The organism is Dictyobacter aurantiacus, from assembly GCF_003967515.1.
Taxonomy (GTDB): domain Bacteria; phylum Chloroflexota; class Ktedonobacteria; order Ktedonobacterales; family Ktedonobacteraceae; genus Dictyobacter; species Dictyobacter aurantiacus.
Window position 1 is genome coordinate 3,831,466 of the sequence record NZ_BIFQ01000001.1, and the last position, 12,283, is coordinate 3,843,748.

Here is a 12,283-nt window from a genome sequence, read left to right on the forward strand (position 1 = left end):
TATGGTACCTACACCTTCTCCTCAGGAATTGCTGATCGAGGAGGCACCTGCCCTGGCTCCTGAAGTTGTTGATGGGCAACCAGTTAAGAAGCCGGACAAAGAGCAGAAGTCACCCACCCCATTTCAGGAGTCTTTGCGGCGCCTGCGTAGGGATAAGCGTGCCATGTTTTGTCTGGGTGTGATTATACTCTATGTCCTGATCGCCATCGTTGGGACGCCGATCTATAAGCTGGCGGGCCCCAGCTATAAGAGTAACATGACCAATACGGTGATTCCTGCCTCAGTTTATCGCGATTTTACCCATCAAGAGGCCGATCGTAAGCACGAGGGGCCGTCCGCCCAGTACTGGCTGGGTACCGACTCCATCGGTCGTGATCTCTTCTCACGCCTGATGCAGGGTATGTTGATCTCGATCGCAGTGGCGGTGGTCGTCGAATTGCTCGATATTATTCTGGGCGTCGCCGTTGGCGTCCTGGCCGGCTATTATGGTGGCTGGATCGACTTCTTCCTGGCGCGCTTCACCGACGTTATCTTTGCCTTCCCGGGCCTGCTCTTTATCATCTTGCTGGTAGGTATCCTGGGCACCAAGGCCAATGATATGCTGGGCAATATACCCGTCATCGGTGCCAATGGTAATGCGCGTCTGCTCTTTGTGTCGGTCGGCCTGGCGCTGACCGTGTGGCCATTGATGGCCCGCTATGTGCGCGGCCAGACGCTGCAGTTGAAGGAGCAGCAATTCATTGAGGCGGCCCGCACCTCTGGCGCGACTGACTTCACTATTATCATGCGCCACCTCATTCCTAACCTGTTTAGCATCGTTATTATTGCCTCGACGCTAAATATCGCCAACACCATTATCAGTGAGGCCGGTATCAGCCTGCTGGGTCTGGGCGTGCAACCTCCTGGCTCCAGTATCGGATTGATGATTTCTGATGCAACCGACTTCCTGCAGAACCATCCATGGGAAGCCCTGCTGCCATCTTTTGTGCTGGTCATTATCGTTCTGGCCTTCTCCTTCCTCGGCGATGGCCTGCGTGACGCCTTCGATCCTCGCTCCAAAGACTGAGTGGGTGTCAGACACACTTTTTACAGGGGGCGTGAGCGCCCCCTTTCGGGCGGCCGCGTAGCGGCCGCCTGGTTTTTTATAGTAGTTCAGCCGCAGCGCATTCGCGCTGCGGCTGAACTACTATATATTTATTGTTAAGAAATTATTCGGCTGGGGACCTGGTGGGCGTCTCTTCAACTTTGGGACCGATCCAGACGGTCTGGACGTTGACGAACTCTTGAATGCCGAAGTGGGAGAGCTCGCGGCCGTAACCACTGTGCTTGACGCCGCCGAATGGCAGGCTGGGCGCGGAGGCGGTCATGCCGTTGATGAAGACGCCGCCGGCTTCGATGCGTGCCGCTAGCCTCTGCGCTAGCTCGATATCGCGTGTCCAGAGATTGCTGCTGAGTCCAAAGATCGAGTCGTTCGCCAACTCGATGGCATGGTCGGCGTCGCGCGCGCGGATGACGGCGGCCATCGGACCAAAGGTTTCCTCCTTAAACACCGTCATCGCAGGCGTGACATCTACCAGGATGGTGGGCTCATAGTAATAGCCCTTGTCCCCGAAGCGCTTGCCGCCGGTGGCCAGTCGCGCTCCCTCCGATAGGGACGCCTGGACCTGCTGCTCCAGCGTCTCGCGCAGATCCTTACGCGCCAGCGGTCCTATCTTTGTCTCGCGCTCCAGGGGATCGCCGATGTGGAGCTGGCGAGTATTCTTCACGAACTTCTCGACGAACTCGTCGTAGACCTGGCCAACCACGATAAAGCGTTTGGCGGCGATACAGCTCTGTCCATTGTTCTGGTTGCGCGCCTGCACGGCTGTTTTGGCCGCTTCATCAAGATCGGCGTCGGCCAGCACGATATAGGCATCCGAACCGCCCAGTTCCAGCACGTGCTTTTTGAGGACGCTACCACTGGCCTCCGCCACCTTTATACCGGCCTGTTCGCTCCCCGTCAGGGTCACGGCGGCCACGCGCGGATCTTTAATCAGCTTTTCCGTTTCCGCGCCGGGCACCAGTACGGTCCGAAAGACGCCTTTTGGAAAGCCGACCTCTTCGAACATGCGCTCGATCTCCAGCGCTACCCGTGAGACGTTGGAGGCGTGCTTGAGTACCGCTGTGTTGCCGGCCATCAGGCCGGGGGCGGCGAAGCGCATCACCTGCCAGTAAGGAAAGTTCCAGGGCATCAGCGCCAGCACAACGCCCAGAGGACGAAAGGCCACGTAGCTTTTCGTGGCGTTGCTCGACATCTCCTGAGGCGCTAAAAACATTTCCGCGTGATCGGCATAGTAATCACAGTTCAGCGCGCACTTCTCAACTTCCGACTCCGCTTCCACAATGGGTTTGCCCATCTCCAGTGTCGCGGTTCGCGCCAGGCGAGCCTTATTTTCGCGCAGATGGCTGGCCAGCCGATGGAAGAGGGCGCTGCGCTCCGCGAAACTGGTGCGGCTCCAGCTATCAAAGGCCGTATGGGCCTGCTGCAGGGCGTTATCGATCTGCTCGTCTGTATAGGGTTCAAAGGTCTCCAGAACTTCTTCTGTAGCCGGATTGATTGACTGGATACTCATGATATTTATTTCCTTGTTATACAATAGCTTGTACGATGGGGAGCGCCTGGCAAATAAAGTTTGTGGCGCTCTCAAATGAGAACAGGCCGGTATTGATGAGCAGATGATAGAAATTTGGTTGCTGCCCGTCTACACCATAGTAGCGGCGTAGATAGCGGGCCTGCTCATCGTCGCGCTGCTCGATCATCTCCTTCGCATTGGCACGCTTGATCTGATACTGCTTCATCACATAGTCGATGCGATATTCCATAGGCGCGAAAATATGGATATGCAGGGTGCGTGGATTATTATGCAGTAAGAATTGTGAGCCCCGACCCACGATGATGGCATTCCCCTGCGTCGCCAGTTCTAGAATGACGCGCTGGGTTAAATGGAAGTAGGCCAGTTCCTGTGTTTGAGACTGGGCCTTGGCGGCCGGGTACATATAGTGAACATTGAACGGATTGCTGGACCGCAATGCCTCCAGGATATTGCCTGAGAGTCCGCTGGTCTGCTCATCCTGCTGGACCGCGTATTCTATATCCACACCCAGCCGCTCGGCCACCTCGGTAATGATCTTCTGATCGACATAGTTGAGCCCGGCGGCCTTCGCCACCAGGTGCGCGATGTCGGAGCCTCCACTGCCAAACTGGCGTGAGACAGTCACCACGACCGATCCCTGAGGTGGGATGCCGGAGGGCATGGGATCGGCAGCCAGAGCCGTTTCGGGAAGCACGCGCGTCTCAACCGACTTCCCCTTTGCCCCGAGCTTTTGAGCGTTTCCATGAAGTGTATCTTCCATCAACATGATCCTTCTTCTGCGTATAAGCTCTGGCATTTTGTGTCCAGGACCTTCACATAAAGGTTTGCCCTTACTTCTTATGATAATGATCTCTCTAATTATTTTACGTGTAAGGTGTCCCTGAAAGATACGTTTTAGCCTGCTACCGGCTGGCTCACATACCGATCAGATCGGCCCGAGCAATAATATTTTTCACGCTGCGCACGATGGCGGCATCGACCATCTTCCCTTCAAAGGCGATCGCGCCCTGCCCCTGTGCCAGCGCCTGTGTATAGGCCGCGTCCAGGCGGCGCGCGTACGCGACCTCGGCGGGATCGGGAGAGAAGATCTGGTTGGAGATAGGGATCTGGGATGGATGAATGGCCCACTTGCCGACGAAGCCCAGGGTGTGGGCGCGTACGCATTCGCCCTCATAGCCGGAGGCATTTTTAAAATCGGCATAGGCGCCATCGATCGCGTCGATGCCAGCGGCCCGCGCCGCGATGGCAATCTTGTTGCGCGCGTAATGCCAGAGATCACCCGGATAGCTGTGATGGGTCCCTTCGATGCCCTTTCTATCGACCCCCTGCGAGGCGCTATAGTCGCCGGGTCCAAAGATCAGCGCCTCTAAGCGACTGCTGGCCCTGGCGATCTCTTCCACATTGAGCATGGCCTCCACCTCTTCGATCAGCACCTCCAGTCCAATGCGGTGCGAGAGGCGGCGGTGCTTTTCAATCTGTGAGAGCAGGGTATCGACCCACCACACATCGCGGGCCGACTTCACCTTGGGGACAATCAGAATGTCGAGATACTCGCCCGCTTCCTCTACCACCGAAATAATATCCTGATAGGCAAATTCCGTTTCCAGATCATTGACCCGCACGGCGCGCGTCTTCTGGCCCCAATCCAGTGATGCCAGGCTGTGGATCGCTTTGGCGCGGGCCGACACCTTTTCATTTGGGGCGACGGCATCCTCCAGATCGATAAGGACCAGGTCGGCGGCGCTGGCGGCCGCCTTTGCGATCATATGTTCATTGCTGCCAGGGGTTGACAGTTCCGACCGTCTAAGGCGCATAAAAGACTCCTTTGGCTATTATGTGTTATGGATGCACATCCCTGCTTGCAGACGCTGATGCATCCATCCTCTATTATATGCGATGGGGCAGCTATGACGCCGGACGCCATAGCTGCCCCATCGCATATATATACTACTTCAGATTTTCCTTTTACCGCGCACTGGCTTAGCCAATAGCCTGGATATACAGTTCACACACGGTCAGGGTCGCTTCCGTTTCTCCGACATATTGCGTGAGCTGATCATGATACCTATCCACCCGCCGCATACGAGCATCGATAAAGGCGTGTTTGGCGGTGCCACTCGCCAGACCCGTTAAACCACGTTCCATTGCTTCATATTCTTCTAAAATCTTTTTCCTGAGCAGGGCGACTTCACTGTGAGACATAGCTTTGGCTCCTCACCAAAAGGTGGAGAGTGTCAGACACACTTTTTATTGGTGAGCGTGATCGCTCGCGCACGGGCGTCCGCATGCGCGGCCGCACTGGTTTTATATGTAGGTGCACCAGGGGCGCATCCGCGCCCCTGGTGCACCTACATATAAAAGGCTGTTGGGCCCCGCTGGTGCGAAAGCGCATGCGCAGGGCTGTTGGGCATTGCTGGTGCGAAAGCGCATGCGCAGGGCTGTTGGGCATTGCTGGTGCGAAAGCGCATACAGGCTGCGGGCGATCACCATGTGCGTTAGACACTCGCATAGACCGGATATGGGATGATATAAGGTGCGACATACGGTTATTTTGACTTTAGAGAAACAGCTTGAGTACAATCGATATAAAATGAAGCCTGTTACCTGTTTATATATGTATTAAACGTGACACTTTGTCTTTTTGACGGGTTTTACAGGCAGGGTGGACAGGAGGTTCTTATTTTGCGACTGGACGGATGGTGGCTCCCAGCACAAAGGGGCGATAGCCGGCCGCGTGAGCGAGACGAAGAGAGGCATCATTGTCGGCCAGCGCGCTGTAGAGGGGCAGCAGTCCCTCTCGGCCTACACCATCAGCCCACAGTATCGTCGCGGCCAGTCCAAAGCCCTGGCGTCGTGCCTGTGGATGCGTCTCGATACCAAGCTCACAGGCTTGATTGATACGCCGCGAACTGTGGGCGATCGCGAGCAGGCGCTGGTCTTTGACCACTCCGAAGAGGGGCGCTCGCTCGGGCTGAAAGAAATATTCACCATACCCTTTCTCATAGGCCTCGACCAGGGGATAGTCGTCTTCGGTCAGCGCTCGTGCCATCGTGTGCGCGGTCGCCACGTCCATTGCTGGTGCGTGCGACTGTGCAAAGGCCCGCTCATAGGTCGCGGTATAGTCCGCTCCATTAGACTGGTTATTGGGGGACCAATCTATGATGTGTTGACGCTGGTCCGCTGCGACATTAGGGTGCCAGATAAAGATCGTCTCGGTCGCCATCTTGCCGACATACAGCAGCCAGTCAGGCTGCGCACCCGTGTTAGCAAGCTCTATGTTCACATCGTCTATCGTGGGCAATGCAATGCCCCACACCGCCTCTACATGCAGGCGCAACAGCTCCCGATCATTAAATATCCGTTGTTGCAATAGATTGCCTCCCTTTCAGTAAGCTGGGGCAAGCCCAGCACCTATGGTTCTTGTCTGGTTTTTAACAGGTGGAGCAACGCAATGGGTGGGTGCGGATGCACCCACCCATTGCGTTGCTCCACCTGTTAAAAACGGTGTGCGGTCGCATATGCGGCCGCCCGAGCGCTTGCGCTCAACTTCCAGCTTTAGCGCACATGCTTTTTGAGGAAGGCGACCGCGCGCGGCCACGCATCATCCGCCGCCGCCTTATTACCCATGCCATGGTCGGGATTGAGGAAGGCGTGGCCCGCGTCATAGACCCTGACCGTAAAGTCTTTGCCGGCCGACTTATACATCTGCTCTATCTTCTGAATCTGCTCAGGGGGGACGCTATCGTCCTGTTTCCCATAGACGGCGAATACCGGCGCGTTCACCTTCGCAACCTCTTCAGGGGTGGGATCGTAGCCCGCGCCATAGAATGGCACGAGTGCTCCGAGATCAGCGTAGCGTGAGGCAACCGTGTAGGCCAGGAAGCCACCCATGCAGAAGCCGATCAGGCCCAGTTTCTTTGGCTGAACGTTAGGAAGCTGTTTGATGGTATCCAGGGCTCCAATAATCTCACGCGCCGCCACATCTACATTCTTCTGTAGCATCATCATCATACGCATTGCGTCATTGGGCTCGGTCGCCACCTTGCCGTGATAGAGATCGGGTACCGCCACCACAAACCCATCCTCCGCCAGTTTATTGGCCAGACCCAGCACATGCGGCTCGATCCCCCACCATTCCTGAATCAGTACCACGCCTGGATGCTGCTGGTCATCATCGGGTTGAGCGATAAAGGCATAGGCACCATTGCCATTCACATGTAAATCTACTTTTGAGTTACGAACTACACCCATGAAAAACTCCTTTACGTTGCATAAAATACAGTTGCCCTTTAACTGACCTCACTAGTGTCACGTAGCGCTCCTCGTGAGAGATACACAGCAGGCCAGATCAAGGGTCGCGCCCTACCTCTTACGTTTTACGTTCTCCGCCTGTCACATGTCAATGTTGCCCCTCAGACTGTGATCTTCGTTTCGCCGTGCTGTGATACAGAGCGGCGTGGGGAAGCGTAGCGCCTCGGCCTGGCCAGCAGCATGCTGAGCAGGATCAGGATGAAGGCCATCACCGCGCTGATGATGCTGTAGGTGACCCAATAGGAGAGGTGCCAGTTGCCAATCACCACAGGCGCCGCATCACCACCCACTCCTCCATAGCCGGTGCCATAGCCAAAGTTGAGGAAAAAGATAAAGGACGAAAAGACGCTATTGTTGGGCGTGATATTGGTCAATGCTATGAGCGGATTCCAGACAAATAAGAGTTTGGATTTGACGGGGTAGATCTGAAAGAAACGATAGCCCTGGCCGGACGTGAGCAGGACGATCGAGATTAAGAGCGGAAGCATCATCCAGACCAGGCTGACCATATAGGCGATAGCGGTCGAAATAGCGGGACGCTGGAAGGTGGCCGAGCAAAAAAGGCCCAGCGCGCCTAACCACAGCACCGTCGTTACATAAAGCACGAGCGCGCTGCCGATCTGTCCGGGTCCCACCCCTCCAAAGAAGAAGACCAGGCTGAAGAGCGGGACCGAGGCGGCGATCAGGAGCAGCGCGTTGATCAGGCTGGCGCCCAGCTTGCCCATAATCAGCGAGAAGGCCGAGAGCCGTGAGCAGAGCAGCATCTCATATGTCTGCCGCTCCTTTTCACCGTTGATGACCGTTGCCGTCAATGAAGGGGTAATAAAAATAATCAGGCAGAGTTGCACCTGGGCGAGTAATGAATAGAGGTTGGAGCCGGTATCGCTCAATGCATTGGCGGAGATGCCCGTGGAACTATTGGAGGCATTGTTGAGGAAGAGCCAGCCCAGCAGTCCCAGGAACAATACATATGTGATAATGACCCAGATTGTTCGTTCGCGGCGCAAGCGTAAGCGCATCTCTTTCTTGAGGAGGGAGAGAAAGACCATACCCGGCCACATCCTTTCGTCTCTGCTCTATTTCAGTCAGCAACTGCAGCACATGAGTACATATCTGTGGTATACGTCTACTATTACGAATTCGACCTCTACGATGCAAAGTATAAGGATAAGCAGGAGAGCTGTATGGTATGAATATAGGTGCTATATTCATACCATACCACATTAGGGAGGTATGGTGCCTGCGGCGGCTGACGCGAGCGCCTGCGGCGCTCGCAGAATTTTTATAAGAAGCAGGAAGCCGCATGGTGCCGCTTTACGCGGCACCATGCGGCTTCCTGCTTCTTATAAAAGATGATGTTAGGCGCGTTCGAGGAGCTCGTCGTATTTGGTGTCGTAGGGGACAAGCCGCCCTTCGGGCATGAGCAACATCATGGTGGGTTTGAGCAGGCGTACGAATTCGACGTCGTGGGTGACCGTCATGATGGTGCCTTTGTAGTTGCCGAGTGCTTCGCCGATGATCTCCTTTGAGATGATGTCCAGGTGGGATGTGGGCTCGTCGAGGACGAGGACATTAGGGCCCTCCAGGACCATCTTGGCCAGGGCCAGGCGCGTTTTCTCACCACCACTGAGCGAGCCGATCTTTTGAAAGACGCGATCGCCGCTGAAGAGGAAGCGACCCAGCACACCACGCACGCGTTTGGCATCGGTTGGCAGGATGTCGTTGGCCTCGTTGAGAACGGTGTTGTCGTAGTTGAGCCCCTCGCTCTCCTGTGCATAGTAACCGATCTGTACGCGGTCACCGAGAATAACCTTACCGGCGTTCAATGGGACCAGTCCCAGTACGGTGCGCAGCAGGGTCGTTTTACCGACACCGTTGAGTCCAACGATAACCAGGCGCTCGCCACGGTCGACCTCGAAGCTAATATCATTAAAGATCTGTTTGGTGCCATAGCTTTTGGAAAGGTTCTTCGCCTCGACCACCAGGTTACTGCTCTGCTGGCGCACCGGAAAGTCGATCTTCATGCGGCGACTGGCCTGCGCTACCTGTGGCTTGCTCTCTTCAAGGTCCGCGATACGTTTATCCATCGCGATACGCTGCTTTACACGTGTGGCGCCAAAGCCGCGCAGACGATCAGAGGTTTTGCGCAGGCGCGCGATCTCTCGTTCCTGCTGCTTTTTGGTGCGCTCGATTAAAGCCTGAGCATCACCAATGACATTCAGGTAGCTGGTATAGGTGCCCTTATACTCTTCCAGCTTATGGGTAAACTCATTGAGGCGCAGCACCTTGGTGATGCTGCGATCCAGTAGATCCAGGTCGTGCGAGATGATCAGCAGGGCACCCCGATAGCTCTCAAGGAACTCCATCAGCCAGAGGGTGGCCTCGACGTCCAGAAAGTTGGTCGGCTCGTCCAGCAGCAGCAGTTCGGGGGATTGGAAGAGCAGGCGCACCAGGGCCAGTTTGGTCTTCTGTCCACCGCTCAGTGTGCTGACCTCGCGATCCAGCGTCACCCCGCCGATATTGAGGCCACTGATCAACTGTTCGCAGCGGGCATCGGCGTCATAATAGCCCAGCCGCTCAAGCTCTCCCTGGGCCTCCTCAAAATGCTCCAGGGCTGTCTCCAGATCATCGACATTGGGGTCGGCGATCTTCAGCGAAAGCTCTTCATAGTGGGCGATCGCCTTGTCCAGCCCGGTGCCACTATAGATAAAATCACGGACCAGGCCGCCCGAGGCAACCGGTGTCTCGTGCGCGACATCCTGCGAGAGGTAGCCATAGGTCTTGGAGCGCATAATCTGGCCCCGATCGGCCTCCTGATAGCCTCCTATGATCTTAAGCAGAGAGCTCTTACCGGCGCCATTAACGCCGATCAACCCGGCTTTTTCGCCCGGTGCTACCGTAAGCGATACATCGTCAAGGATAATACGTGGGCCATATGAAAGATAAACATGATTTACTTTTAACATACTGTGGATGCTCTCCCTGTGTGCTTCATATCTTCAAGTGCTTATGTATAAAATTGGGTTCTATCTGTGATCGTGGGCGAAGGCGGCAATGGCGGAAGCATTGGGGCCCTCTCATAACTCAATGCAAACGGGAAGCACACACAGAATAGCCGCAGGCAGACAGCGATAAGGGGCTCAATGTCTGGTCGGCGACACACGCGCATCAAAAGGCAAGCGATAATGTGATGACCCGTTCGAGAAGGAAAAGGACGAAGAGGATGCAAAGGGCATGCTTACGAGTGCTCACACAAACGGAGGGTGAGCAAGCGTCATAAGCGCCTGATCCTGCCGCATCAGCCCAGGCGTGGTCGCTCATGCGGCACTATAAACTGCGAGTGGTAAAGCCCTTTTCATCAAAAAAACCTTAATGTATGATTTTTCGTGTCCGGGATAAATGGTATCATCCAATACATCAGATGTCAAGTTCGTAGCCAGGCCCCTTCAACGATTTGGCAAAAAAGCTTTGTTTCGTCCAACCTCCCCTGTAAGCGATTACCATACCCCCTGAGGGCCGTTTACCCAAAGAAACTATAACATTCCCAGTCGTTGTTATCTTTACGCGCCTGTACATAAATTCTAGAATATTGCCAGCTACAAGCTTGTGTCATATCTATTTCTTGCTGGTGTATACATTCCCAATCATTGATCGTCTTCCCCTCGTTGAATGTGTCATAGCCCATGGATACGCAATATCCCTTCATATCGCGTATTCCCCCCATGAGATGTTTTTGAGGATCATAACAGAGCGCACTGATAGGATTGTTGGGGTCCTGGGAATCGGCTGTGAGATTGTTCTCATGATATTGCCAGTCGCAAGCTTGCGCCATATCTATCGTGAGGGAGGCACCGGTACAATACCATTTCCCTGTTACTTCTACTGCTTCTTCATAGCTCAGGTGGATACAATACGAGGTTACATCTAACCCCCCGATCTTCTTAAAATTCATTCCCGCGATTGCGCTCGCTATGAGGATGAGAGAGAGAGCAACAGCTCCGATTTTTCCCCACAGCGGTAATCCCTTCCATTGTTGAGCTGCTCTGGCGAACTGGCGCTTTTTGTGCGGCTGTGGTAGAGGAGGAAGATCTACGTTCTCGCTCGGCTGTAAAGATGCTGGAACGTCTGCGTCTGGTATGCTTATTGCCTCCCTGTTTATGGTCGAGTCGACGGCTGGTAGAGGGGTATCTTGATTGATCAATTCAATGGTTTCCCTGTTCATGGTCGAATCGACGGCTGGTAGAGGGGTATCTTCGATCAATCTAAAGGAAAGAATATTAGATGAATTGACATAGAGAAGAGGCGCAGCCCAATCCAGACTATCCGAATCATCAGATGCGTTGTGGATATCATAGCGTGCTTCGGCAATGGCCTCATCTATCGTTAATCCTTTTGCCAGGAGCGTATAGAACATTTTCGCAAACCGATGGGATGCAGAATCGAGAATTTTAAATTGCATGGCGACCACTGCCGGAATTCCCTGACTCGCCAGGCTATGTGCGATATTCGAGTAATCGCCCCGCGCGGTTTCACAGGCATTGAGAACAATAAGTTGCGTTCCAGGATATAAAGACAAACGGAATTTCTCGGCGGAGATGGCCCTGGAGAGATGCTTATCATCCTCAAACTCAAGATATCCCTGTCGGCTATTTTCGTCGAAACCGCCATGCCCAATAAAGTGGAAAATATCAATGCGATCACTATATCTGAGGTCAGGTAACTCGGTATATTTTCCAGGTTTCCATGTCAGTATGACCTGATTGCGATCGATCAATGGCTGAAGCGCCTGCTCAATCGTTTTTTTTTCTCTCTCTCCTACAACTGGACGATCCCTCGGAGCTGCCACTATGCCAACGATACGTAAAGAAGAGCGGACCTGTGAGCGCGAATGTCCACTGCTCCAGCCTTCCTTGATGCTCCGTGTAAGGATGGTTCTGGGTTGCTGTGTCAGGCAGAGGTATTCTGCGTGATGTTCATCAAATAAGAGCTCCCAGGGAAGGCTAACAAGCTCTAGTGGTTCAAGGATCAGCTGTAAGCGCAGAACCTTGGCTTGCCTTAGTGCTTCTTGTTTTTTGCTCTCGTAGAGGTGCCGGATATTTCCAGTGATCAGGCAGTTGAACAAATATTTTCCAAAGTCACGTACCTTCTGCGCGTGCTCCTGCGCTTCTGAGTCTCGGGCCTTGACAGCTCGAAGGCTTGGCTCTACATCGCGCCAGACCTCTGGAGAGAGAGAGAACCTTCCCTGTTCTGTTATCCCCCTTCGACCTCTTGTTGTGGCTGCCACCAGATAAGAATGTGATTCCTCGACATCCTGTTGGACTTTAATATCAATATTCACA

At 54.3% G+C, this 12,283-nt stretch carries 10 protein-coding genes; 1 reads left to right on the forward strand and 9 read right to left on the reverse strand.

The annotated features are described in order from the left end of the window. The first annotated feature begins 1 nt into the window (after position 1). Complete coding sequence (locus tag KTT_RS15515; protein ID WP_162854192.1) at positions 2–1,066, forward strand: ABC transporter permease; 1,065 nt, start codon at positions 2–4, stop codon at positions 1,064–1,066. A 142-nt stretch (positions 1,067–1,208) separates the two neighbouring features. On the opposite strand, the gene KTT_RS15520 is transcribed toward KTT_RS15515, so the two are convergent. The 9 genes from KTT_RS15520 to KTT_RS15560 form a co-directional block, all read right to left on the reverse strand. Then, positions 1,209–2,612, reverse strand: coding sequence for an NAD-dependent succinate-semialdehyde dehydrogenase (locus KTT_RS15520; protein ID WP_126596849.1), 1,404 nt, complete (start codon positions 2,610–2,612; stop codon positions 1,209–1,211). A 16-nt stretch (positions 2,613–2,628) separates the two neighbouring features. After that, a complete protein-coding gene (locus tag KTT_RS15525; RefSeq protein ID WP_160145901.1) occupies positions 2,629–3,393 on the reverse strand; it encodes a cytidylate kinase-like family protein in 765 nt (254 codons plus the stop codon). A 154-nt stretch (positions 3,394–3,547) separates the two neighbouring features. Then, the gene (locus tag KTT_RS15530) at positions 3,548–4,447 is read right to left on the reverse strand and encodes an HpcH/HpaI aldolase/citrate lyase family protein (protein WP_126596851.1); all 900 of its coding nucleotides are present in this window, start codon (positions 4,445–4,447) and stop codon (positions 3,548–3,550) included. A 166-nt stretch (positions 4,448–4,613) separates the two neighbouring features. Further along, positions 4,614–4,835 (reverse strand): hypothetical protein, encoded by a 222-nt coding sequence (locus KTT_RS15535; RefSeq protein WP_126596852.1) that lies wholly within the window; start codon positions 4,833–4,835, stop codon positions 4,614–4,616. A 475-nt stretch (positions 4,836–5,310) separates the two neighbouring features. Beyond that, positions 5,311–6,003 (reverse strand): GNAT family N-acetyltransferase, encoded by a 693-nt coding sequence (locus tag KTT_RS15540; RefSeq protein WP_126596853.1) that lies wholly within the window; start codon positions 6,001–6,003, stop codon positions 5,311–5,313. A 185-nt stretch (positions 6,004–6,188) separates the two neighbouring features. Further along, positions 6,189–6,884, reverse strand: coding sequence for a dienelactone hydrolase family protein (locus KTT_RS15545; RefSeq protein WP_126596854.1), 696 nt, complete (start codon positions 6,882–6,884; stop codon positions 6,189–6,191). A gap of 161 nt (positions 6,885–7,045) precedes the next feature. Continuing rightward, complete coding sequence (locus tag KTT_RS15550; RefSeq protein WP_160145902.1) at positions 7,046–7,993, reverse strand: ABC transporter permease; 948 nt, start codon at positions 7,991–7,993, stop codon at positions 7,046–7,048. A gap of 309 nt (positions 7,994–8,302) precedes the next feature. After that, positions 8,303–9,910, reverse strand: coding sequence for a ribosomal protection-like ABC-F family protein (gene abc-f, locus KTT_RS15555; RefSeq protein ID WP_126596856.1), 1,608 nt, complete (start codon positions 9,908–9,910; stop codon positions 8,303–8,305). Positions 9,911–10,464: 554 nt separating this feature from the next. After that, entirely contained in the window at positions 10,465–12,282 is a 1,818-nt protein-coding gene (locus KTT_RS15560) for a CHAT domain-containing protein (RefSeq protein ID WP_160145903.1), read from the reverse strand. Position 12,283 lies beyond the last annotated feature (1 nt).

Coding starts and splice junctions, on each gene's coding strand:
- KTT_RS15515 (WP_162854192.1), top strand. CDS start 2: ATGGTACCTACACCTTCTCCTCAGGAATTGCTGATCGAGGAGGCACCT.
- KTT_RS15535 (WP_126596852.1), bottom strand. CDS start 4,835: ATGTCTCACAGTGAAGTCGCCCTGCTCAGGAAAAAGATTTTAGAAGAA.
- abc-f (WP_126596856.1), bottom strand. CDS start 9,910: ATGTTAAAAGTAAATCATGTTTATCTTTCATATGGCCCACGTATTATC.
- KTT_RS15545 (WP_126596854.1), bottom strand. CDS start 6,884: ATGGGTGTAGTTCGTAACTCAAAAGTAGATTTACATGTGAATGGCAAT.
- KTT_RS15530 (WP_126596851.1), bottom strand. CDS start 4,447: ATGCGCCTTAGACGGTCGGAACTGTCAACCCCTGGCAGCAATGAACAT.
- KTT_RS15525 (WP_160145901.1), bottom strand. CDS start 3,393: ATGGAAGATACACTTCATGGAAACGCTCAAAAGCTCGGGGCAAAGGGG.
- KTT_RS15550 (WP_160145902.1), bottom strand. CDS start 7,993: ATGGTCTTTCTCTCCCTCCTCAAGAAAGAGATGCGCTTACGCTTGCGC.
- KTT_RS15520 (WP_126596849.1), bottom strand. CDS start 2,612: ATGAGTATCCAGTCAATCAATCCGGCTACAGAAGAAGTTCTGGAGACC.